The 24,411-nt window shown below is 44.6% G+C and carries 21 protein-coding genes; 14 read left to right on the forward strand and 7 right to left on the reverse strand.

Translation table 11 applies throughout. The annotated features are described in order from the left end of the window. Nucleotides 1-213 precede the first annotated feature (213 nt). From V2H45_RS02580 to V2H45_RS02590, 3 genes are all read left to right on the forward strand, one after another. Nucleotides 214-2,817 (forward strand): PAS domain S-box protein, encoded by a 2,604-nt coding sequence (locus tag V2H45_RS02580; RefSeq protein WP_330482047.1) that lies wholly within the window; start codon nucleotides 214-216, stop codon nucleotides 2,815-2,817. 35 nt (nucleotides 2,818-2,852) lie between these two features. Next, complete coding sequence (locus tag V2H45_RS02585; RefSeq protein WP_330482048.1) at nucleotides 2,853-3,953, forward strand: hybrid sensor histidine kinase/response regulator; 1,101 nt, start codon at nucleotides 2,853-2,855, stop codon at nucleotides 3,951-3,953. A 73-nt stretch (nucleotides 3,954-4,026) separates the two neighbouring features. Beyond that, on the forward strand, nucleotides 4,027-4,611 hold the full coding sequence (locus V2H45_RS02590) for a hypothetical protein (RefSeq protein ID WP_330482049.1): 585 nt from the start codon (nucleotides 4,027-4,029) through the stop codon (nucleotides 4,609-4,611). Between the two features lie 42 nt (nucleotides 4,612-4,653). Here the strand turns inward: V2H45_RS02590 and V2H45_RS02595 are convergent, their stop codons facing one another. Further along, complete coding sequence (locus V2H45_RS02595; protein ID WP_330482050.1) at nucleotides 4,654-5,085, reverse strand: hypothetical protein; 432 nt, start codon at nucleotides 5,083-5,085, stop codon at nucleotides 4,654-4,656. A gap of 485 nt (nucleotides 5,086-5,570) precedes the next feature. On the opposite strand from V2H45_RS02595, the gene tatC reads away from it, so the two are divergent. The 5 genes from tatC to V2H45_RS02620 all read left to right on the forward strand — a co-directional run bounded on the left by tatC (nucleotide 5,571) and on the right by V2H45_RS02620 (nucleotide 11,256). Further along, nucleotides 5,571-6,377, forward strand: coding sequence for a twin-arginine translocase subunit TatC (tatC, locus tag V2H45_RS02600; RefSeq protein ID WP_330482051.1), 807 nt, complete (start codon nucleotides 5,571-5,573; stop codon nucleotides 6,375-6,377). A gap of 12 nt (nucleotides 6,378-6,389) precedes the next feature. Beyond that, the gene (gene cimA, locus V2H45_RS02605; RefSeq protein WP_330482052.1) at nucleotides 6,390-8,147 is read left to right on the forward strand and encodes a citramalate synthase; all 1,758 of its coding nucleotides are present in this window, start codon (nucleotides 6,390-6,392) and stop codon (nucleotides 8,145-8,147) included. A 68-nt stretch (nucleotides 8,148-8,215) separates the two neighbouring features. Then, nucleotides 8,216-9,910 carry an EamA family transporter gene (locus V2H45_RS02610; RefSeq protein WP_330482053.1) on the forward strand — a complete coding sequence of 565 codons (1,695 nt, stop codon included), beginning with the start codon at nucleotides 8,216-8,218 and terminating at the stop codon, nucleotides 9,908-9,910. A gap of 111 nt (nucleotides 9,911-10,021) precedes the next feature. Next, nucleotides 10,022-10,735, forward strand: a complete 714-nt coding sequence (locus tag V2H45_RS02615) for a hypothetical protein (protein ID WP_330482054.1) — start codon at nucleotides 10,022-10,024, stop codon at nucleotides 10,733-10,735. Nucleotides 10,736-10,911: 176 nt separating this feature from the next. Further along, nucleotides 10,912-11,256 carry a hypothetical protein gene (locus V2H45_RS02620; RefSeq protein WP_330482055.1) on the forward strand — a complete coding sequence of 115 codons (345 nt, stop codon included), beginning with the start codon at nucleotides 10,912-10,914 and terminating at the stop codon, nucleotides 11,254-11,256. Between the two features lie 35 nt (nucleotides 11,257-11,291). Here the strand turns inward: V2H45_RS02620 and V2H45_RS02625 are convergent, their stop codons facing one another. Further along, on the reverse strand, nucleotides 11,292-11,432 hold the full coding sequence (locus V2H45_RS02625) for a hypothetical protein (RefSeq protein ID WP_330482056.1): 141 nt from the start codon (nucleotides 11,430-11,432) through the stop codon (nucleotides 11,292-11,294). Nucleotides 11,433-11,460: 28 nt separating this feature from the next. Between V2H45_RS02625 and V2H45_RS02630 the strand changes: the two genes are divergently transcribed. The 5 genes from V2H45_RS02630 (at nucleotide 11,461) to V2H45_RS02650 (ending at nucleotide 18,276) form a co-directional block, all read left to right on the forward strand. Next, nucleotides 11,461-12,957, forward strand: coding sequence for an ammonium transporter (locus V2H45_RS02630; RefSeq protein ID WP_330482057.1), 1,497 nt, complete (start codon nucleotides 11,461-11,463; stop codon nucleotides 12,955-12,957). A 946-nt stretch (nucleotides 12,958-13,903) separates the two neighbouring features. Next, nucleotides 13,904-15,304, forward strand: a complete 1,401-nt coding sequence (locus tag V2H45_RS02635) for an ammonium transporter (RefSeq protein WP_330482058.1) — start codon at nucleotides 13,904-13,906, stop codon at nucleotides 15,302-15,304. A 152-nt stretch (nucleotides 15,305-15,456) separates the two neighbouring features. Further along, nucleotides 15,457-16,197: a GAF domain-containing protein gene (locus V2H45_RS02640; protein WP_330482059.1), complete on the forward strand. Its 741-nt coding sequence runs from the start codon at nucleotides 15,457-15,459 to the stop codon at nucleotides 16,195-16,197. A gap of 127 nt (nucleotides 16,198-16,324) precedes the next feature. Next, nucleotides 16,325-16,441: a photosystem II reaction center protein I gene (locus V2H45_RS02645; protein ID WP_330482060.1), complete on the forward strand. Its 117-nt coding sequence runs from the start codon at nucleotides 16,325-16,327 to the stop codon at nucleotides 16,439-16,441. A gap of 38 nt (nucleotides 16,442-16,479) precedes the next feature. Beyond that, complete coding sequence (locus V2H45_RS02650; RefSeq protein ID WP_408648703.1) at nucleotides 16,480-18,276, forward strand: ABC transporter ATP-binding protein; 1,797 nt, start codon at nucleotides 16,480-16,482, stop codon at nucleotides 18,274-18,276. Between the two features lie 85 nt (nucleotides 18,277-18,361). Here V2H45_RS02650 and V2H45_RS02655 read toward each other — a convergent pair whose 3' ends face one another. The 4 genes from V2H45_RS02655 to V2H45_RS02670 form a co-directional block, all read right to left on the reverse strand. Continuing rightward, entirely contained in the window at nucleotides 18,362-18,691 is a 330-nt protein-coding gene (locus V2H45_RS02655) for a hypothetical protein (protein ID WP_330482062.1), read from the reverse strand. 56 nt (nucleotides 18,692-18,747) lie between these two features. After that, entirely contained in the window at nucleotides 18,748-19,605 is an 858-nt protein-coding gene (locus V2H45_RS02660; protein ID WP_330482063.1) for a hypothetical protein, read from the reverse strand. Between the two features lie 259 nt (nucleotides 19,606-19,864). Continuing rightward, a complete protein-coding gene (gene plsY, locus V2H45_RS02665) occupies nucleotides 19,865-20,569 on the reverse strand; it encodes a glycerol-3-phosphate 1-O-acyltransferase PlsY (protein ID WP_330482064.1) in 705 nt (234 codons plus the stop codon). Between the two features lie 2 nt (nucleotides 20,570-20,571). Continuing rightward, nucleotides 20,572-20,784, reverse strand: coding sequence for a hypothetical protein (locus tag V2H45_RS02670; protein WP_330482065.1), 213 nt, complete (start codon nucleotides 20,782-20,784; stop codon nucleotides 20,572-20,574). 226 nt (nucleotides 20,785-21,010) lie between these two features. Here V2H45_RS02670 and V2H45_RS02675 point away from each other — a divergent pair, with 226 nt between their 5' ends. Beyond that, a complete protein-coding gene (locus V2H45_RS02675) occupies nucleotides 21,011-22,678 on the forward strand; it encodes a DUF6930 domain-containing protein (protein ID WP_330482066.1) in 1,668 nt (555 codons plus the stop codon). Between the two features lie 241 nt (nucleotides 22,679-22,919). On the opposite strand, the gene lpdA is transcribed toward V2H45_RS02675, so the two are convergent. After that, nucleotides 22,920-24,323, reverse strand: a complete 1,404-nt coding sequence (gene lpdA, locus V2H45_RS02680; RefSeq protein WP_330482067.1) for a dihydrolipoyl dehydrogenase — start codon at nucleotides 24,321-24,323, stop codon at nucleotides 22,920-22,922. Nucleotides 24,324-24,411: the final 88 nt, after the last annotated feature.

Raw genomic sequence — 24,411 nt, forward strand, 5'->3', positions numbered from 1 at the left:
CATCTCGCCTTCTAACTGTTTTGTTATTATCTATTATTTCCAAACAAGTCTATTACTGATAAAGTATGTCAGTTTAGGTTATAGAAAAGTGATATTTAAACAGTAAATAAGACATTTAAACTAAAATTCCTCTGAATTTATAGTAATTTCAATTAAGATAGTTATAACGTAGTTGCCCAAAAGCAATTAAAGCAACTAAGCGAGTCAAAAAGTATGATGCTTAGACAGAGAACCTTTGACGAGATTTGCGAACAGTACGATACAGCTATGTCAGCTTATCTCTCAGACGATCGGGCATTTTCCTTAGAGAGTGCTTATCAAATCGGTTGTCTCGCGATCGAAGCAGGTCTAGATATTACTAAGCTTAATCATATTCATAAGCGATCGCTTCATCATAATTGGAAAAACTGCTCAGGCGATCGAGATAGTTTGCAGTTTATCGATCGCGCCGCTGATTTTTTTGCCCATAGTCTCTTACCCTTTGCTACCAATGAACCTCAAAGCAAATTGTTAGATTTACAGCAACTCAACGTTAAGTTAGAGGAACGTGTCGAACTCCGCACGCAGGATTTAACCCAGTTAAACCAACGCTTACTGGAAGAAATTGCCGAACGTCAGCAAACTGAAGCTGCCCTCAATCTTCAGTTAGAAAGGCTTAAAGGTCTCTACCGCATGGTCTCTGCACTCAACCAAACAGAGACTTTACAAGATATCTACAAAGTTGCATTAGAAGGAATTCGAGATACCCTAAAAATAGAACGAGTCGCTTTACTAATACCTGATAATGACGGAATTAGTCGTTATCAATGCTCCTTAGGATTGAGTAAAGGCTATACCAGCGCTGTTGAAGATTACTTTGTCTCTATTAATGAGAACCAAGATACAGGGACATTGATTATTCCCGATCTAGAAGATCGAGAGGAAACTGAAGAATTGGCTGTAATTAGAGAAAGGGAAGGAATAAAAGCGATCGCTTCCTTTCCAATGCGCTACCAAGGGAAAAATCTGGGTAGAATTTCTGTTTACTACGATTCCCCCCACCAATTTGCCGATGAGGAAATTCAACTAGCAAAAACCATCACGACCTATATCTCTGTGGCAATTACACGCAAAACCACCGAATTAACCCTCAAAAAACAGTTAGCGGCAATGGAGACTTCTGCGGATGGTATTGCGATTATGAATTCCCGTGGAGAATATACCTATTTAAACCAAGCTCATGCCCATATCTTTGGATACGATCGCGCTGATGAATTACTTGGCAAAAATTGGCTAAATCTCTACAACGCTGCCATTGTTAATTTCATTGAATCCCACGTAATGCCTTCTGCCCTTGAGATCGGTTATTGGAATGGCGAACTCACAGGAACTTGTAAAGATGGCACAGGGTTTCCCCATGAGTTATCTCTCACCTTGTTAGCCGATGGTGGCAGCGTCTGTATTTCTCACGATATTACGAAGCGCAAACAAGCTGAATTTGAACTACGGAAAGCGCAACAACTCCTACAAGCAATTTTAGATAACTCACCTTCTTCCATCTTTGTCGTAGATTGGCAAGGCAAGTATATGTTAGTCAACCGTAGCTACGAGCGATTGGTCGCAAGAGCAAACCACGAAGTGATTGGCAAGAATGTTGCAGATATTTGGCAACCAGAGATTGCCTCAGCTTTTATCGATAGTTACATTGGCATTATCAAATCAAGACAACCCAGTGAAGTTGAGGAGGTTGTTCCTCAGGCAGACGGACTCCACACCTACTTTACGGTCAAGTTCCCCCTCATGGACGATCGCGGCATTCCCTACGCAATCTGTGGAATCTCTACAGATATTAGCGATCGCAAAAAATCTGAAGCCGCCATGCGCGTGAGTGAAAACCGCTTGCAAACAATTGTGAGTAACATTTCCGATGGCATTATTATCGCCGAAGAAAATGGGCATATTATTTTTGCGAACCCCTCAGCAGAAAAACTGTTTGGGCTCCAGCCCCAAGGTTTGGTTGATTCTTACCTAGAGATGCCAGAGCAATTTCGTCACCCCACAGAGGTGGAAATCGTTCGCGCCAACCAAAAACGCGGAGTCGGCGAAATGCAGATGGTAAAAATAGAGTGGGATAGCTCACCAGCCTATATCGCGGCAATTCGAGACATTACCGATCGCAAGAAAGTTGAAAAGCAAATTCAGCGATCGTTACAAGAAAAAGAAGTTTTACTTAAAGAAGTGCACCATCGGGTCAAGAATAACTTGCAGGTAATTTCTAGCTTGTTGTCTATTCAATCTCGGCGTTTATCCGATCGCCAAAGCATTGATGCTTTGACAGACTGCCAAGAACGAATCCTTTCGATTGCCTTGATTCACGAGCAACTTTATCAGGCTAAAGATCTATCTCAGATTGGCTTAGATGAATATATTCAGAACTTGGCAAACCGCCTTGCTGTGACTTACTCAGATCGTGCTGAAAAAGTCAAACTGCGCTTAAAGCTTGCGCCCATAACTGTTAACATTGAAACAGCCATGCCCTGTGGGTTGATCGTGAATGAGCTGATTTCTAATTCGTTTAAACATGCTTTCCCAAACCAAAGATCGGGGAAAATTAGAGTTGAGCTAACTCGATTCGATCCAGACCGCCTGATTTTATCTGTCAGCGATAATGGTGTCGGACTGCCTGACGACCTCGATACGCTTACAACTCAATCACTTGGGCTCATGCTAATTAGAAAGCTAGCTAGACAGCTAGAGGGAGTAACAACATGGGACTATACTACTGGCACTAAATTTCAGGTTATGTTTAAAGGTCTTGACTACCGTACTCGAATCTAGCAAGGTTGAAACATGCAGGTAAATGGTAAATATTGATGTCCTTGCCTAAAGTATTAATTGTTGAAGATGAAAGTATTATTGCATTAGACATTGAGGATATCTTGTCATCGCTCGGCTATTGTGTCATTGGTACAGTTGAGTCAGGCACTGAAGCGATCGCCCAAGTTGAGGCAACGCGCCCCGATCTAATTCTCATGGACATTAACCTCAAGGGAAGTATAGACGGGATTGAGGCAGCTAAAGAGATCCAATCGCGTTTTCAAATTCCTATCGTTTATTTGACTGCCTTTGGGGATGATGCCACCCTAAGGCGAACGGCATCAACGGAACCCTACGGATACATTCTTAAACCAATTAAAGCGAACGACATTAATGCCACGATCAAGATGGCACTTGCTCGACATCATGCCGAAAAACGTATTATGGATGGAGCTTTGCAACAGCAAGCTCAAGGACTCCTTGACCTTCATACCTTATATACTGGAACTGTTGCCCATGAGTTACGCGCTCAATTAGCAACAGTTCAACTATCCTCTGATATCCTAAAATTCCACTATCAGCAGATATCAGAAGCTAGAAGATCTAAATGTTTTTTGCGAATTCAAGCGGCAATTCAAAATATGACGATTTTGTTAGATGAGTTAATTGTCCTTAGTCAAAACAACTACAGTCATATTCAATGCCAACCAGAGCCCTTAAACATTATCAGCTTTTGTGAAGAGCTGATTGAGGAAGTGAAACTGATCAGCCCAAAGCATACAAGCCTTGTGCTAGAGAGCCACTTAACGACTCCCTCCGCAACATTCGACCCTAAACTGCTCAGGCATATCGTTATCAATCTCTTATCCAATGCAGTTAAGTATTCTCCTCAAGGTGGTGTGATTCGCTTAACCCTCGATCGCAATCAAGAGCAACTCAGTCTGCAAGTAGAGGATCCAGGTATTGGAATTCCACCCGAGTATTTATCTGAAATGTTTCAAATGTTTCAGAGAGCTGCCAATGTTGGAGATATTAAGGGAACTGGAATAGGATTAGTCATTGTCAAACAATTTGTCGATGCCCATGGAGGGCAAATAGAAGTTGAAAGCGTTGTAGGTCAGGGTACAAAGTTTACGGTAAATTTACCCATCCTGTGAACCATGAGTCGTTTAATGGAACATCTTTTCTAGTCTCGCAGTCAAACCATTGAATGGAAATGTAAAACCGAACATGATTCAACTCCTTCAATTTAATCCTCTCAATGCTCAAAATGCTTTTTCCCTGTCCTCAAGAGATCGCGAGAAAGAACTAGAGAGAACAAATCACGATCTATCTCAGGCCTCTCGCTGCCATTACGCTACGATCGCTTTTTTGGTTGGACTGGTATGGACGATTTCTGGCGGCGATGGGGCTTTTGCCAATCCATCTCCATCCTTGAGATCGAATCCTCTGCAAATTGCCCAGAACAATCTAGGCTATGAAAGGAAAGATTTTACTCCCATAGATCTTAATTACATTCAAGTCAAGATTGGTAAAAAGCCCGGCGCGATCGTGATAGAAGCTTTAGGTAGTGCTGAAGCAGGAGAAGGGGGTGGAGGTGAAGAAATTCTTGAAATTAAATACCCTCGTTTCGATCGCGCGATCGCAGTATTTACACGCACAGGTCTAGCAGATGACTCCGTGAATGGATTTCGCTATCGAGTCGAACTGATCAGGCAAGAGAATCAATTATGGCGCATTGTTTGGGTGGGCATGCAGACCAAGTGCCAGCCAGAACGGGGGCACCAAGATTGGTCGAGTAAGCTATGTAGCTAAAGGCAAGCGATCGCGCAATTCACCACAAAAGATGAATCAGACTTAACGTTTCATTAGCATCTGCTTGACGGATGCCTGATCGGAGAGTGGCTGCGCAGATTCGAGAATTGGATTGGAAACTCCAAGTTTTTGGCGTTGTTGTAGCTTAAAATCTTGAACGGTTTGACTAAATGTGTTGGTAGGATTGGGGTTGTCTTGTGGTGACTGCCAATTTAGCAGATTTGTGATTCCATCGATGGCGGGAATCGTGAGTTTATCTCCTCCAAGTTGGAAGAAATTCATGCTTCCACTTAAAACGGAAGAATTGTTTTGTTGCATCTCTCCCAAGGCTTGCTGGGAAAGAGGTGTATTATTACCCGTTGGTTGACCAATTGTGGCAATCTGCGCGATCGCATCTGAAACGTAATAAGAACCACAAACTGACATTGCGCCACTACCCGCGATCACAACCAACCATAGTTTTTTAGATAGCATTTTTACCTCTCCTAATAATATTTGGGCTTTGGATGAGCAACACAGAGTCCCAAAGAGAAGTTGCTTGCCACTTCAGCAACACAAAAGCAACACAAAACAAACGACGCTCTACATACTCAACACAAGAGAGGTAAAGCTGACAAAGAAAAGATTGATAGAACGTCCAAAAACCAGAAATATAGCAACAGGAAATCATTCATAAAGCCACCTTGACTGCCCATTCTCAGTTAAGGTTCCCGTACAAAAAAATTTATGAATCTACCCTGTGGCTATAGCAAGTATTCCTGCCATGAAATTTAAACTACCACAAACAAAATTTTCAAGCTCACTTTTGATTCACAAAGTTAATATTTCGCAAACTTTATCCTCCTTAAGGAATAGTTTTAAATATTTAGGAAAGCTTTTAAGAAAGGCATCAAAATCTAATGCCTGCTAGGATTGAATTGATATTTATCAAGAACTTAAGAACTAAGCTTTAGGTTTTCATGTCAATTCCTACTACTGACACCACGCTAGAACCCCCCAGCCAAGCGCCAACATCTGAGGATGAGGTGCTTGATGAGGCAACGGATGAGGTAATTGATGAGGCGATCGATGACGTAGAGATGTCGCTATTCGATCACCTTGAAGAACTGCGAACCCGAATTTTCTACGCGATCGCGGCGGTAATCGTTGGGGTTATTGGTTGCTTTGCGATCGTCAACAAAATTGTCTATCTGCTCGAAATTCCCGCCCATGGTGTCAAATTTCTCCAGCTATCGCCCGGAGAATACTTTTTTGTATCGATTAAGGTAGCTGGCTACAGTGGCATCTTGGTGGCTAGTCCCATGATTTTGTACCAAATCGTGCGGTTTGTCCTACCCGGACTCACCAAAAAAGAAAAGCGGCTCGTTGCCCCAATCGTCTTTGGTTCCAGCATTCTGTTTGTGGCTGGCATTGTGTTTGCCTATGTAGCTTTGATTCCCGCTGCCCTCAATTTCTTTATTAGCTATGGCGGGGATGTAGTGGAGCAACTCTGGTCGATCGATCGCTATTTTGAATTTGTGCTGCTGCTGCTATTTAGTACGGGTTTGGCATTTCAGATCCCGATCGTGCAGGCGTTGCTGGCAATTACAGGAATTGTTTCCTCTAAAAAAATGTTGGCGGGTTGGCGGTTCGTCGTGCTTGGCGCAGTGGTCCTAGGCGCAGTGTTAACGCCATCCACCGATCCCATGACCCAAAGTTTGCTGGCTGGGGCTGTGGGGATGCTCTACTTTGGGGGCATCGGCATCGTAAAGTTATTAGGTCGCTAAAGGTGGATAGACATGAAAGATTGCCAACCTAACCTCCAACCCGCCAAACTGCAAATTTACGACACGACGCTACGAGATGGAGCGCAGCGAGAAGGGTTATCCCTATCAATTGAGGATAAAGTCAGAATTGCCCGTAAGCTCGATCGCTTAGGGGTAGCCTTTATTGAAGGTGGTTGGCCTGGGGCAAATCCTAAAGATGGCGAGTTTTTTCGGCGGATTCAAGCAGAGCCCTTGATGAATGCCGAATTGGTTGCCTTTTGTTCGACGCGCAGACCAGGAGCGAAAGCCAACGAGGACGCGATGCTCGTGCCGATTGTGGCATCGGGTACGCGCTTGGTAACCGTATTTGGGAAGTCTTGGGATCTGCATGTTACCGAGGGCTTGCGCACTACCCTTGATGAAAATTTGGCAATGATTACCGACACGATCACCTATCTGCGCAGCCGCGATCGCCATATTATTTACGATGCCGAACATTGGTTTGACGGCTATAAGCAAAATCCCGAATATGCGCTTCGTACCCTAGAGGCAGCGATCGCGGCTGGGGCTGAGTGGCTGGTTTTTTGCGATACCAACGGCGGCACATTGCCCAGCGAAATCGAAACCATTGTGAAACAGGTTGGGAATTGGTTGTCAGAAAGGGGCGATCGAGATTCTAAAGGGATAATGCCAAAGTTGGGGATTCATACCCACAATGACTCAGGGCTAGCGGTGGCAAATGCCCTAGCTGCCGTGCAGCAGGGCGTAACCATGATCCAAGGGACAATTAATGGTTATGGCGAGCGCTGCGGCAATGCCAATCTCTGCACGCTAATCCCCAATTTACAGCTAAAAATGGGCTGGCAATGCATCACGGACGAACAGCTAACCCAACTATCTGAGGTGTCTCGCCAAGTTAGTGAAATTGTTAACCTCGCCCCCGACGAGCATGCGCCCTTTGTAGGTTTGTCAGCATTTGCCCATAAGGGTGGCATTCACGTAAGCGCAGTGCAGCGCAATCCGCTCACCTACGAACATATTGCCCCCGAGCAGGTTGGCAATAGCCGTCGAATTGTGATTTCCGAGCAAGCAGGACTAAGTAATATCCTGTCTAAAGCCAAAGCCTGTGGCATACCCTTACAAAAAGACGATCCGACCTGTCGCCAAATTCTCCAAAAAATTAAAGACCTAGAACAACTGGGCTACCAATTTGAGGCAGCAGAGGCAAGTTTCGAGCTATTAATGCGCGATGCGATCGCCCAACGACCTCATTTCTTTAGCGTGCTTAGTTTTCAAATTCATAGCGATGCCGCCCGCCATAGCGATCGCCACGGTGAGGTCGATTCCCTTGCCACGGTAAAAGTGATGGTAAAGGGGCAAGAAAAATTAACAGCTTCGGAAGGCAATGGGCCAGTATCAGCGCTAGATGCGGCTTTACGCAAATCCTTGGTGAAGTTTTACCCAGCGATCGCCCAGTTTTATCTGACCGACTACAAGGTACGGATTCTCAATAGCAATGCGGGAACAGATGCCAAAACCCGCGTGCTGATTGAATCTAGCAATGGCGATCGGCGATGGACGACCGTAGGCGTCTCCACCAATATCATTGCCGCCTCCTGTAAGGCCTTGGTGGAAGGGCTAGAGTATGGCTTGATGCTCTATGAATCGCAAAACTCACCAAATCATCTAAGCGATCGCGGTTTGTCAGATTTTATCGAACAAAATATCGAACAAAATTACGATCGAAGTAATCCAAACAACCAAATTGGTGCTATAAATCTCGCAAATTAACTATAAAAGCTGTAAACTCTTGCCTGCTTACTCAAGATGGCGTAGTTGCGAGGGGATTTCTCAAACATATGGATAAACTCAATATCCAAAATAGTAACTACGAGCAGACCCTAAACGGGATCACAAAAGACCTTGCGGATCTGCGGGCAAACCTGATTGGACGGCTCAGCCGCGAAATCTTGATCTTGCAAGCCCAAAAAAATGCCCTCACCGATGACATTCAACGCCTGCAAGCGCAGAGAAATGAGCTTGAGGTGCAGATCGTGTCTCAGCAAGGACTCAACCAACAGGAGATTCAGCGCCAACAATGGATCGAGCAACTGGCAAGAGCGATCGCGGTTCACCTCAAAGCCGACACCTATACGTCTAACTCTGGGCCGTTAAATCAATATTCGCAAAACGTCGATCGCTTAATCACGAATCTAGATAGTTCGCTCAGAGCAACGTTTCAAGCACTCCAAAGCGATGTTGACAGCTACCAAAAAGAGCTAGATCAACAAATGGGTCGGATGTATAGCCAAAGGCAGCAAGGAGAGTTAATGCTGGCGGCTTTGGTAGAGAGACTCAACGAGCAGCTTCGCAGCTCCCCTAGCCCCAATAGTTATAGCAATGGCATGAATGGGGTGAATGCTGAAACTGCTGCTAGAAGTGATATCGCAGAAATAAGAACCGATGTCAAAACCAGCGTCAAAACCAATGGTAATGGTTCCTATAGTTCGGCTAGCTCTGCTAAACTTCCGCCGATCTATGGCAATCAAAACCTAGCCACAACTGTTGCACAACCCAAGAAACTTCTAAGCGATGATTGGTGGCAAGGATTCTTTTTGGTGTTAGCAGCCTCGGTGATCCTGTCTTTGCAAAATGTATTCGTCAAAGTTGTCCTTTCACCATCAGACATTTTTGGCGCTTTTCATTTTGGTGGCTTAATCAAGCCCAGCATTTCTAGTTCCTTTATGCTGCTGTTTTTGAGAATGATGTTTGCCACGCCTTTAATGTGGCTGGTAGCAACCCAAGTATTTAGGGTGAATGTCAAAAGAGACATTCAGCAAGCCTTAGCTCCCAATCGGCGACCTTTATTTTGGCGAGTTGTAATTAGTGCGGTATTGCAATTCACCTCATTTGCTTTCATCTATCTAGCGATCGGCTTGATGAAGCCCGGAATTGCTGTAACGCTATTTTTCATTTTCCCAACCGTAACCGTGCTATTGGCTTGGCTTTTGTTTGGAGATCGCCCCACGCGGGCAAGATGGGTTGTGATTGGGATTGTTTATTTCGGCGCAGTTTTAACCGCAAAAGATGTGCTTGTTGGAGTACAACCTAATTTAAATCCGATTGGCATACTTTATGCAGTGCTATCAGGAATTACATTTGCGGGTTATATCGTTGCCTCTCAAGCTTGTTTTAAACAACTCAACCCTGTTTCCTTTACAACGATTAACTTTAGTATCGTTTTACTGCTCTGCACCTTGACCTTGCCATTCATCTCGTCCTCCATCTCTTTTGATGGTTCGCTTTTAGGCATGTGTTTCTTGATCGCGCTGACGACGCTGAGTGGTTATTTATTGACCAGCTTTGGTACAAAACTGATGGGGGCGTCACAGGCTTCGATTGTCAGTGCTAGTGGTCCTGCATTTACGACATTTTTGGCGTTTGCGATCTTGGCAGATAAGATCCAGCCCTTACAGGTGGTGGGGGTATTGATTGTGACCCTTGGGGTAGCACTACTCAGCCTGCAAAATCTACGGAAACGCCCTGCTAGGTAAAAAAATTGCCTGAGATTTTGCCCATGAAGCCGTTAGAATATATCCACAGGTAATCATTCATCATTCTGTTTATCTTTAGGTCATTGCTAGGGATATTAGCTAGGTAAGAAAGTGGTTAGAGATTTTCGAGATCGCGCTCAAGAAACAGCTTCAACATCGCAGCAATTTATGCGATCGCTCAGTCATAGCCTCAGACGCAAGCAAGATTTTCCAATGTGGGCATTGGTAGCCGTTGTGTTGCTGATCATGCTGTTTTGGAATTGGCAACTGGTGATGGCAACCATGGCTGGTGTCATGGTGATGAGCCTGATCTATATCTTGCAAGACTGGGAATGGCATGGGCTCCTACCCCGCCTTCAGAAGCTTTGGCGCAGCCCCTATCGTCGTCTCTCCCTTGCAGTCGCCACAGGAGCCTCTACCGTATTTTTTACCTATACGTTATTGGGAATTTGGAGCAGTGTTCCCGACCACTGGTTAGCCTCAGCCGAAATCTTACAGTTAACCGCCACTTTTGCTGTACTACTCTTACTGGCACAGCAAGTCATCGATCGCTGGGTACAGAAACAACAAACCAGCATCGACCAGCTTATTTCTCGCATCACTTCAACGGACGATTTAGAACGACTTATAGCCGTACGTCAACTCGCTCAATGCGTCCAACAAAAACGCTTTCCACTCAGTCAAGAACGCGCGATCGCGGACTATTGCCATCTACTTCTCAGCCGCGAGTCAGTTCCCGCAATTCGAGATGCCGCCTTGGAAACCATAGAAAGCCTTAACTATCTCAACCTACCTTCTTCCTCAGTCCGCAATCTCTCTAGCTAGCATTTAAAAGCAAGGAATATTTAGGATTTACGCTAGCACAAACAGATCTTACGCGCCCTAATATCTTCTCCATTGAGGACTCAAGGTAGTTAGGAAATGAATGAGGTCAAATGGGATAGAAACCTGCCATCTCGCTCTTACTTCTATACATTTGTTTACCCTTTTGGGGCGGCTATATGCGCGCTTGGGTCGCTCAGACAATTTTATGCCAAATTAGAGCAATTCAAATAACTTGGCGTATAGAGAAGAAACTTGTCTCAGGCATGGATCGCGATGAAGGATTAACGCTGCTAGTTTTTTGGATGAAGTGGCATCGCGTTATTCAAAATAGTCTTTCTGCAAATACTTTAAAGCTTGACCTGTGGATTCTAAGCTTGATTTATCACGTAAAGGAAGGAATATATAGAAAAGCAGAAGCATTTGAAGAGCTTTTGTTAGCCCGTTGGTTCGATCCGAATAATGCAACAGCTCATGCTTATCTCGAACTTTTTTGCGTATATCAACAGCATCCCCCCGACTGATGAAATACGATCTGTTGAATATTCGAGGTTAGTGCTTAATGCTGAATCTTTGTCCCTGTATCGACTAACACAAAGATAAATACCCAAGTTTGGTCTGATCTTAAAGGGGGTAGTTTATCGTACTGATAAATTTTGTTGCGGCGATCGCTTAAGCTTGCGCCATCACCTTCTAACATTTCAATTCCTACTCATTCTTCACTAGTAATGAAACCAGCCATCACAAAGAAAAAACGGCACTTACCAAAACTGCTGGCACTGAGCATTGGCTCCATGATCTTTGCAGTATTCGCGCCGACTGTCGTTCATGCCGCAGATCCAGCGACGATTGACTCTTTGACCAAGACCACCACAGACATGAAGGTGTCCATTGACACCACATGGGTGCTGATATCTGGTTTTTTAGTATTTTTTATGCAGTGTGGCTTTGCCATGCTAGAAGCAGGCTTAGTGCGTCAAACAGGTGTTGTAAATACCCTGATCGAAAACTTTATTGATGCAGCAACAACGATCTTAGGCTGGTGGGCAACTGGGTTTGCGATCGCATTTGGTACGAGTGCCAATGGATTTTATGGCACAGATAATTTCTTTCTCAGCCAAGCGATCTCAACGGCTTCCGATGGTACGTTAACTTACGCCATGGGCGCGGGTGGTTCCAGCGTCCAGATCAGCACTTTCACGCTGTTTTTCTTCCAATTTGCCTTTGCTGCCACGGCAAGTACGATCACCACAGGCTCGATGGCGGAGCGAACAGACTTTATTGGTGACTTGATCTACAGTACTGTGATGGGCGCATTTAGCTACCCCATTATCGTGCACTGGGCTTGGAATAGCGGTGGTTGGCTAGACAAGCTCTACTACCATGACTTTGCGGGTAGCTCGGTTGTCCATGCTGTGGGTGGCTTTACCGCACTTGTGGGGGCAATTATGCTCGGGCCTCGTGCTAATCGCGTGTGGGGACAGATGCCTCCCGCTCACAATTTAGGCTATGCAACGATTGGCACGATGATTCTCTGGTTTGGTTGGTATGGCTTTAATCCAGGCTCTGCTTTAACCATGAGCAACCCTGGTTTGGTTAGCCTCGTAACCATTAACACATCCTTGGCAGCAGCAGCAGGAGCCATGACAGCTCTGATTTATGTCTACATCCGCTTCAAACAGTGGCACTTATTTTGCGCGCTGAATGGTTCCCTTGCAGGCTTGGTGGCGATTACAGGTGGTTGCGCATTTTTAATGCCCTGGGCAGCAGTGCTGATTGGCGCGATCGCTGGGGTAATCGTAATTGTGGCAGTAGATGTGGTCGAATGGTTTGAAATTGACGATCCAGTCGGTGCTTTTGCCGTTCATGGCTGCTGCGGATCGTTTGGAATCATTGCGATCGGCTTTCTTGGCGATCCGAGATTAACCTTAAATCAAAAATCTGGGTTGCTGCTGGGTGGTGGGTTCGATCTACTGGGTGTACAGTTAGGCGGCTTAGTTGCGATCGTTGCATTTACTTCTGCCTTTGCCTTTTTGATGTTCGGCACGCTCAAAATGTTGGGGCTTTTACGCGTGAATCCAGAAGCCGATCGCGTTGGCATTGATGTTTACGAGCATGGTGCATCTGTATGGCCTGATGTTTATCCAATCGACGATCTACAAGATGATGCCGAAGATGAATATGAGGATGAGGAAAACACCAGTTTGAGATCGCTCAAAAATTAAAATTTTGGAATGCGATCGCAATCTAGAACAAAATCTAAAACAAAGCCAACCTTGTATATAGCAATCCTAAATCGTTTGTGAGGCTTGGGTTTCGATACTTCAACAAGCTCAGCACATCACTAGGTTCAACCCGCAGGTGCTGAGGGGTGGGCAGTAAACGCTATCGCCCTGAGTCGAAGCATATTATTCAAATGCAAATTAACTAGGAATGCTATATCCTCTGAGAAACTATGTTTTTATGATTTTATTAAGATGTTCAAAAAAGCGCTAACATCGCTTTTTTGAACATCCGCCCTATAGGAGAAAATCTAATCTTGATTTGTGGCAATTTCAATCGATTTTATTGTCAGTTTTTAAAATAATTTAATTTTTCAAAACACTACTGATTTTTGCCTGAAGTAGATAGACTCTTTGGCATGTTTATTGGCAATAAACGTTTAAACAGTACTGAACTTTGACCGAGCTAAAGTCAAGCTTCAATGTTTTTTATCTGTAGTGGCTCGACAAATTGAAGTGTGAAACTTATAAGCCAAAATGCTTTATTTATTGCGCTCAGACAAAGATGTAGCATCTGATACAAAGTCATCACCCTTGGTCTGGTGAGATCTAGTAAGTTTAATTGCACATTTGACTAAGCCTGACTAATTTCTTCAAGGTTGTTTATTCCTTGACTTTAGAAGCTTAAAAATTTTCTGCTCGATATTTTGTCGCAATATTATGCACAATTTGTCCGATTGGAATCTGTTGTTTTACCGCATATATGTCTGGCTTAACGTATTTCTCGGTGTAAAGGCAGGATATTCATTAAGTGTCTAGAGATACAGAATTGGTTTTCTGATAGATAGATAGTCAAATGCAATTCTTATGTAGATCAATTCCTAGGGTTTGTGAGGTAAAAACTAAAGTGCTAAGAAAGCTTTTAATTTCCGGGGTAATCACATTGTGTATGCTGATTCTCCCATTCGTAGGGAGTGCGTTGGCGCAAACCCCTGCGCCAGCTCCTGCCCCCGCTCCACCATGGGCTGCTAACAACGGTGATACCGCTTTTATGCTGGTAGCATCTGCGTTAGTTTTGTTTATGACCCCTGGTCTAGCCTTCTTTTATGGAGGTTTGGTGCGATCGCGCAACGTTCTCAACACCATGATGATGAGCTTCTTGCTCTTAGCGATGGTCGGTGTAACTTGGACGTTGTTTGGCTATAGCCTTGCCTTTGATGTCACACTTGGACCTAGTGGCTTTGGTGACGGTATTCAAAAATTCATTGGTGGCTTTGAGTGGTTAGCCTTGAATAAAGTTACAGCAGATGCAGCCGATCCAATTGGCTATGCTGCAACAATTCCTCACCAAGTTTTTATGGTGTACCAAATGATGTTCGCCGTAATCACGCCTGCTCTGATATCGGGAGCGATCGTCGAGCGCATTTCTTTCAAAGCCTACTTTTGGTTTATGCTGCTTTGGTCTTCTCTAATTTATCCTCCTTTGGCTCACTGGGTCTGGGGCAAAGGCTGGCTCAATGCCATGGGTGCTTTAGACTTTGCCGGTGGAACTGTTGTTCACATTAGCTCAGGTGTTTCTGCTGTTGTTGCCGCATGGATGATTGGTCCCCGCAAAAACTATACAACGACCCCTCATATCCCTCACAACGTACCCTTTGTTTTATTAGGGATTGGAATGCTGTGGTTTGGTTGGTTTGGGTTTAATGCTGGTAGTGCTTTGTCTGCTGGTTCCTTGGCAACTGTAGCTTTTGTTGCAACCATGGTTGCAACATCGGCTGGTGGTCTAACTTGGATGCTGGTTGAATGGGTATTTAGAGGCAAGCCCACAGCAGTAGGTATTGCCAGTGGTTTCCTCGCAGGTCTTGTAGGCATTACACCCGCTGCTGGGTTTGTCACACCAATTGGTGGCATCTTAATTGGCTCAATCACGGCTGTTTGCTGCTTTATTGCGGTAAATCTTCGCGCAAAGTTGCAATTTGATGACTCCCTAGATACCTATCCCGTTCACGGCGTAGGTGGAACTATTGGAGCATTACTCACTGGTGTTTTTGCTACAAAAGCTGTCAACCAAATTATTGACCCAGCAACAAAACAACCCATGAATCTTGGACTCATTGATGGTAATGCTGGACAAATCTTAGTTCAGTTTTATGGCGTTGCTGCAACCTATGTCTTTGCTGCTGTTGGCACAGCGATTATTCTCTTTGTCTTAAAGCTCGTATTTGGCGATCTACGTGTTAAACCCGAAACTGAAACCCAAGGCTTGGATGTTACCGTACATGGTGAAGAAGGCTACGGTCAGGACTTTGGATCTGGTGGCTATGCTTTGTCTGAAAGTGAAGCACAATAGTCTTTCACCTTTCATTACATTCAGATGAAAAAAAGTGTTCCTAGTCTAGTCCTAGGAGCACTTTTTGCATTGACCCAAACCTGCGAGCTGATGCTATCGTGCAGTGCTGATAGACTAGAAACTAAGCTACGAAAATTATCTGTTGCCTGTCTATGATTAACCCAAACGAGCTTGAAGATAATCTAGAATCCCTAAAAATTCAGAATCAGCAATTGGCCGAGCAACTACTTTTATCGCAGCTAGAGTGCAGCCAAATCAAGCAAAAACTTGAGGAGCTTGAAACTCAAGAGCTAGAGAAAATCTCTTTAATCGTGCAACTGTTAGAAGTTGGACTTGCACTTTCAAGCATCAAAGATTTGAAAGAGCTATTGAGTTTGATATTGTCTAAAAGCCGTGAAATCACTTGTAGCGATGCTGGCAGTATTTATTTGATCGATCGCACTGATTCAGTTGATAGTATTTGCTTTGAGGTTTCTCAGAATGACTCACAACCACAGCGATCGCTGACAAATTTTGCGATGCCCATGAGTCCTGAAAGTTTGGTTGGATATGTGGCAATTACGGGAGAAGTTTTAAACTTACCAGATGTCAAAAACATCCCATCTCATGTTTCCTATCAGCACTACCAAGCCATGGATCGCGATATTGAGTACATTACGCGTTCGGTTGTGGTTGTGCCCATGCAAGGTTCAACGGGAAACGTGATTGGGGTCATGCAGTTAATTAATCGTAAAGTTAAGCCTGATATTCTCATAACCGATAAAAATGTGAACAAAGTTACGCAGTCCTACTCAGATTGGGAAGTTTGTGTCTTGCGATCGCTAGCTAGCCAAGCCGCACTATGTATTGAGCGTAACCAACTGATGAGCAGACAATTGCCGATTGCGCCATAGGTAGAGGGTAGGCAATTAGCAAATAAAGTTCTGAGTCGAGTTTCGATAGGTTTAATTCTAGTTTTCCGATAGAATGAGATTTGCTATATCAATCTCTATTTTTCATTTCATTGGGAGATTCTCATTCATGCTCACGCTCAAAATCGTGGTTTATATCACCGTCATATTTTTTGTTAGCCTTTTTGTATTTGGTTTTCTAAATAGCGATCCTTCTCGTAACCCCGGTAGCAAAGATCTAGAGTAAAAACTCAACATAAAAATCTAAAATCATTGGGAGTGTCTATCAAAAGCTCAACAACCAAAGCATCTCCCTCTACTCAAAAAGAGGAGAAACGCTCTGAAGGTGGGGATTGGCGGTTATTACTGCAACTACTGCCATATGCAAAGCGCAGCACAAAAGACTTAGTCATCTCATTTGTCCTCCTTGTACCTTTGTCAGTTGCTGGAGCGATCCAGCCAATCTTAGTACAACAGGGTATAGATGGACCCATTAAACATGGAGACTTAATCGGACTTAGGTCTGTCTGTTTATGGGTACTGCTAACGATTGTGGTGCGTTTAGCTTTGCAGGCTTGGCAAGGTTACTTAGTCCAAGCAGTGGGGCAAAAGATTACGTCTGATATCCGAACAGATCTCTTTCGTCATGTCACGTTACTCTCCACCAGCTTTTTTGACCGCACCCCTGTTGGGAAATTAATTACTCGCCTTACTAGTGACGTTGAGGCATTAGGCGATGTTTTTGCTACGGGCGCAGTAGGTATCTTTAGCGATCTTGCCTCGATCGCGGTAATTGCACTATTTATGTTTTGGTTGCGTTGGGATCTAGCGTTACTCCTCGTAGCAATGGTAATTCCGATTACTGGGTTAATTGTTTTCTTTCAGCACGAATATCGTAAAGCTAACTACAAAGCGCGCGATCGCCTATCTGATCTAAATTCAATCCTGCAAGAAAATATTATTGGCGTTGGCATTGTGCAGTTGTTTCGTCGCGAGACGTTTAATGCGAAGCAACACAAAGAGGTCAACAAACGCTACATTGACGAAGTTAATACGACGATTTTTCATGACTCAGCAGTGTCAGCCACCCTAGAGTGGATTGCATTGGTTGCGATCGCAGGGGTTTTGTGGTTAGGCGGCGGTCAGATCATCCAAAAAAGCCTCACCTTTGGCGAACTGTCTGCATTTGTGCTGTTTTCACAGAGGCTATTTGACCCTCTACGGCAGTTGGCAGAAAAATTTACGGTGATTCAATCGGGCTTTACTGCGATCGAGCGCATTAACGGCATCATGCGTGAAGCGATCGATATTCGCGATCCTGAATTTCCTAAGTCTCTACCCTCAGATGGGAAAGGAGAAATTTGTTTTGAAGATGTTTGGTTTGGCTATAAGCCAGATGAATATGTCCTAAAAAATTTGAATTTCACGATTCAAGCTGGAGAAAAAGTAGCGTTAGTTGGTCCAACTGGGGCAGGAAAAAGTTCAATCATCCGCCTATTGTCGAGACTCTATGAGCCAACCAAAGGTCGAATTCTGATTGACGGTGTAGATATTAAAGAAATCACGCAATCAGAACTGCGCCATCGCATTGGTGTGATTTTACAGGACGCATTTTTATTCTCAGGGGATGTGAAAGCAAACATTTCTTTAGGTGAGGACTATAGCCTAGAGGAAGTAACGGCTGCAGCCCAGTCTATGAATGTCGATCGGTTCATCCAAGCCCTGCCCAATGGCTACAATACGCAAGTAAGACAGCGGGGAACAAACCTTTCTGGTGGTCAAAAACAGCTTTTAGCGTTTGCTCGGGCTGCGGTTCGCGATCCGCGAATTTTAGTTTTAGATGAAGCCACAGCCAGTTTAGACGTTGGCACGGAATATCTGATTCAACAAGCGCTCGATCGCTTGCTCGTCGGACGAACGACCATTATCATCGCTCACAGGCTTTCCACAATTCGAACAGCCGATCGTATCTTGGTATTAAAGCAAGGTGAAGTCGTCGAGTCAGGTAGTCATACCGAGTTGATGCAAAGCCAAGGTCTCTATGCCAGCCTTTACGAGCTAGAGATGATGTCAATGGCATAGGATTGAGCATCGGGTTCACGTTCATAAAATCGGCGATCTCATTGACATTTGATGGTGCAACAAATCAGGTAGACTTAGCAGTCTGTTAGCGCTGATAAGTACAGACACGATCGAGCATTTTCCGAGTAGCTTCAGACTGAGGGTTCATTAAGGGCTTAAATGTAACCCCATCAGCGGTAACCACCTGAAACCTTCCATCACAAGGGGTATAAGCAAATGGACGATCTACGCCAATCTGATATGTAAAGAAATATCCGTTCTTACGCCCTTCTTGCTGAATCGAATCCAAATTTAGATAGACTTTCTCGCCTGTAGATGCGTTCCCTTGATACTCCCATCGTGCAGGAGTAGCCGCTATCGCTGGTGTCCCATAAACACTAACGATAACGGCGGCCAACATTACTTGCTTCAACATGATTTAATCCCGAATATAAAATCCCCTGAATTTACCTAAATTTAAGTTTGGACTAATTACGGTGTTTTCAACCGCTCTGGCACTATGTCGATCTCCGTTACCGAATAGGGTTGACCATTCAAGCACTTACGGAATTCATCCCTCACCTTGAGCCCACTATGCCACGTAGTTTTGGCAACAGACCGACCATCGATTTTTACATCAAAACTCTGGACATCTTCCATCGTCGCCAAAGCTGCATCAATGGTCGGCACAGCAAAAGCAATCACCCCAAATGGTAGCTTTGGCATTGTGTAATTAAATGCTTTTACCGTAACAGGGGGTTCATTGTTTTGAATCAGAGTAACCGTGATTGTTTGCATCGTTTCAGGTTTCGGAATACTTTCTGCCGTAAATGTAAGGAGAGCACCCTTGTAGTTACCCCCAGGTCCCAACAAATTGATCATCACTGGCGCTTTTTTAGCTTCAGGATCCATCGATGCCTTTAGAAAGGATGCAACGCAATAGTTACCTGGTTTTGCCCCCACTAACCTTGAACTAGGAAAAAGGTTCCAACTGCCCGATATATATTTCAGATACTTTGGATCTTGCAATAATTTAGTTTGTTGTTGCAAATTGAGCATGGCAGAAGCAGATTGAAGTTTTAGTGCCTCAAACACAGGGTCGTAATAACTAGAACGAGAACTACTACTACTACTTTGCTCTTCTGGCTCCTCTTGATAATTCGGATCCCTAGCACAAATAGGAAAAGATGCTATGCCATTCGAAGCTGGGGAGTTTCCAATTACCATCTCCCCAGCAGCACCAGAACAAGGATATTGAGCTTTTGCTTCCTGCACTAAAAAAGTCATAGTTACGGTAAGAGACAAACCAAGCAGCCAAACTTTGTGGAACGAGTTTATAGATAAATTCATCTTTGCAATCCCAAACTAAAGCTATTTTCAATCAGCAAAAAAAGTTTCTTAAAACCACTAAGCATTACCAAGGGTAAACTTCAGCTAATTTTTAGCACATACAAGGCTTAGACGTTAAAACAAGATCCTAGTTCCAGCCAAATATTTGAGTTCAGGCTTCGGCTGCGGTTAACAAGAAATAGTTATGGCATGAATTGATAGCGCTGGGTAGGGAAGCATAACAACAGTTTTACATTTTCTGCTTTCCACCTGCGGATAATTACTCAGTGTCGGTATTGCTGACAGAATTATTTATAGAATTTACGGTGGAGCTGGCAAAAATGCTTGGTTCCGTGCCTTGCAGCAATCTTTCAATATTGGAGCGATGCCGCCAAACCACAAAGCCACCACCGATCGCAGTCAGCACCAAGTAAGCCAGATCGGCGCGAACGATCAGCATTAAAATAGGCGTAGCGATCGCCGCCAAAATTGAGCTGAGCGACACGGTACGCCAAATTGCCATGGTTGCCAACCAAAGTCCAAAAGCAGTTGCGGCGACAATCCAATTAATTGCAAATAAAACGCCTAGTCCTGTTGCCACTGACTTGCCCCCGCTAAAACCAATCCAAATTGAGCGGCTATGCCCTAGCAAAGCCAGTAAGGCTGCACCGATCGCAAACCATTGCATCCAATTCTCAGGAACTGAGTAGTTGAGGGTGAAAAAAGAGCTAAAAAAAGGTCGTAACCAAGTTTGTAGTTGGCTAGCAGATTGCATCAAAAAAACGGCAACGAAACCCTTGAGAAAATCGACAGCAAACACTGTGATGCCCGCAGGCTTACCAACACATCGCCAGACATTTGTCGCTCCAGTAGAGCCAGAACCATGCTGACGAATGTCAATGCCTACAATTCGTCCCACAACATAACCCGTTGGAATCGATCCCAAGAAATAGGCAATAACCAGTAAAAAGTACTCAACCCACATATTCAATCAATAGAAATAGATTGAGGCCCACTGCTCTTACCATTTTGATAGTTGTTCGTAGCTGAACTCCCCTTTGTAGAAACACCTTGGTTCTTTAACCAAGATTTCAGCGGATCTTCATTGGTATCAAGTCTAAGAAAGCCAGAAAACAGCCCACCTAAAAATGCTACGGGCTGGTTTACAAGTTCTTGGAATATCGGTTTTAACTCATCCATCATTTGGTGCCCACTAAATTTTTAGTTAAGTTTTTTGTTGAATTTCCTAGTCTAAGGCAACTGGTTTAGTATTTACTAAATAGACGCTGATTAGGGCATTATATATAAGGCAATTGTACAATCTTTTCAAGGGATCTGAAGGATCTAATAGGTTTACTGCACGACGGAATAAGCATTTCTTTTGCCTTGCTCCTGTATCACCTCGCAATGTTTTTTTCCTAAGTTAATGACTACACTTAACGGTTCCACTTTACGTCGCCTCAAGCAACTCAAACAAACCACAGCAGTTTGGGAGGGGGATCGTCGTTCGTTGCCCAGATTTAGAGAATATCAATCTGATTCAAACCTTATACATCTTGGCGATCGCATTGAGGAGGAAGATCACCCTCAGTGCATTCTTTGGGTAGATGGCTCTATGGGCATGGTACGGGCTATGGACGTTGTCGATGGAAGCGTTGGGCAAGAAGCTTTTGTGCGGGCGTTACTCCAAGCCATTGAACGCCCGCAAAGTCCTGCGCAACCAGGGCTACCCCAAAAAATTCTTGTTTGCGATCGCCAACTACAGTTTTACCTACGTGGTGTTTTGCAGGAGTTAGATATTACCGTTGAGCACGTTGAGAATTTGCCCCTTGTGGATGAAATCTTTGCGAATATCATTCAGCATGCTAATATTACGCCCCCTTCGGTTCCAGCATCACAAGCGGCTGACCTTTATCGTCAATCCGATCGACTTTGGAGAAATGCCCCTTGGAATTATCTCTGGGATCATGAAGTCATTGAAATCGAATTAAATCGTTGGGATCTTGGTTCGCTGTATGCGATCGTGATGGGACGTTTAGGTTTAGAGCAGGGCGTGATTTTTTATCGCTCTAAAGAATCTCTCGTCCGATTTCGCCAGCGGTTGGCACTAGAGGAAGCAGAGGATGATTTAGAGGAAACTTTTTTGCACCAAGACTGCCTCTTTAATTTATTTGAGTCATCCGAATCCCTTTCTGAAAGTGAAATGCGGGTGATTCGATCGCATGGTTGGCCCACAACCCAAGATAACGTTCATCCTATCTTTGGGACATTGCATCCCCTTGAGGGTGGTAGACCGTTTCTGTATGAAGAAGAAGCGATCGCACTTACCGTAGCAACAAATGCATTAAACCAGTTTTTAGCCCAGCATAGCGGCAAACTAAAGGCTGGCAAGTTTGTTTCTCTAAAAGGCACATACAGCATACCAACTTCGCCTAATCAAGAAGGTAAATCTGAAACAGTTAAAGTTCTCGTCAAAACGCTTCCCGATTTGGCTGAAGAGTTACATAGCTTCGCACCTGAGCAAGAAGATGATGAGGATGATGAACCATTAATTCATGAGGATTTGTGGCCTGACAAAGCAGTATTTCAACTTTCCGAAATTCCCTGGTCGTTGGTTACTGAGCTACGTCAAACTGCGCCCTATCGTTATTTGGCAGATACATCCTTCCCTCAAAAGGGAACTGCTTTTTCGGGGCTATTAATTCAAACCTCTCGACCCAAGGCATTGGAGCTGATTAAACAAATTGAATCCTTTGGCGGAATTAAAGGAATCTGTTTTAACCCTGCGGAGTCATTTTTTGGCGAATCCTGTGACCTCGGCTTGATTGTTATGGGTAATGATGACCTACATCTGTTTGGCGAATTCCATAAGGATATTCGCGAACTAGAACAAGTTCGTAAAAATTGGAATCAGCGCTGTAAAACTGCGAAAGGGAAGTGCGGTGTGTTGATCGCGATGGGCGTTACGGGGGCATCGCGCGGCAATCCCGAGCCCCGTCATATCCTCGGATATTATGAAGTGGAGTTGATTCCAGCTAAGGATCTTGGCTTAGGCACACTGCGATCGGAACCGATGTTCGACTTTGAATTTTGATTCTAGGAACCTTTTATCCTTCAACTTCTGACACCTCCCGTTAATAAGGGGAGGATGGGTGGGGTTCTTGAGACTCTCTTTAACACGAGTTCGACAGCTCTATATTTTACCTCTCCCCAACCCCTCTCCTCGCAGGAGAGGGGCTTGAACCCCCAATTTTTCTTGCTCCTCCCTCTCCTAAAAGGCGAGGGAGGCTGGGAGGGAGAGGTTCATCGAATTCACATCTCTTTAAAAGAGCACTTTAAGTGTGAGTTGCTCGCTTGTAGGCTTCATCCAAAACCTCGCTAAGGGTGGGATGGGCATGAACGTTACGCACAAGGTTATGGATAGAGGCACGTTGCGCGATCGCAGCGGAAGCTTCATGAATTAGATCGGAAGCATGAATTCCCATAATATGCACGCCCAAAAGCTCGCCAGTATCTTGACGATAGATAATCTTGGCTAGTCCGTCAGTTTCTCCTTCGGCGATCGCTTTGGAGTTGCCCTTAAAGTAAGAGCGGGTTGTGGCAATCTTAAAGCCATCGGCTTCAGCTTTAGCCTGTGCTTGGGGCTCAGTCAGTCCCACAAAGCTAATTTCTGGGTGGGTAAAGGCAGCCGCAGGAATACTGAGGTAATCGACCGTACTATGTCTGCCGCAAATATTCTCAACAGCAACTACGCCCTGTGCCGAGGCAGCATGAGCTAGCATCATTTTGCCTGTGGCATCCCCGATCGCCCACACATGGGGTACAGTCGTTGCCATGGTGTCATCCACTTCGATAAAGCCGCGCTGATTGGCAGCCAAGCCCACAGACTCTAAACCAATATCTTTGGTAAGTGGAATTCGTCCAGTGGCGACCAGACAGGCATCGACTTCTAGAACATCTACAATTTGTTTGGTCTTGGCGTCGGTTAGCTCAATTGTGACGGGTGAGCCTGCGGTAATTTTGGTAGCAAATACACCCGTTCTCGTTTCGATATCGCGTGGCTTGAGTAGCACGCGCTCGGCAAGCTTAGCGATATCAGGATCGAATCCTGGCATGAGGTGATCCAATGCCTCGATCATGGTGACTTCACAGCCTAGAGCTGTATAGATATCGGAAAATTCTAAACCAATATAACCACTACCAATAATTGCAACCCACTGGGGCAGCCAGTCTAGCCTCACGCCTTCATCACTAGTAAAAACGGTTTTACCATCTAGTTGAATCCCAGGTGGCACAAAGGGAACGGAACCCGTAGATAAAATTACATCTCGAGCCGTAATCTTGCGACCCGACACATCCACAGCCTGTTTGCCTGCTAATTTTCCTCTACCATGAATGATATCGACTCCCAATTTTTTGAGGCTGTTGGTGAGATCGCTACGTAGCTTACTAACTAGATTGCCTGCATGGGTAGAAATCGCCTCTCGGTCAAAATTGACCTCACCCACACTAATGCCCAGAGCTTTGAGGTGATCTTTAGCCCGTAACTCTCGCACGCGTCCTGACGCTGCCAACAATGCCTTAGAAGGAATACAACCGCGATTTACACAAGTACCACCCATGTCAGCAGATTCAACAATGGCGGTTTTTAGCCCACAGGCAACAGCATGAAGGGCAGCCCCATGACCACCTACACCTGCACCAATAATTACCAAGTCGTAGTCAAACTGTTCCGCCACCGTTAAATTCTCCTGTGCAAATGTGCTTGAGTGATTTTATTTTGGACTTCTATTTTGACATGATTTGCCCACGCGATCGCTTGAGCGA

The sequence above is a fragment of the Tumidithrix elongata BACA0141 genome (assembly GCF_036349135.1).
Classification (GTDB): Bacteria; Cyanobacteriota; Cyanobacteriia; order Pseudanabaenales; family Pseudanabaenaceae; genus Tumidithrix; species Tumidithrix elongata.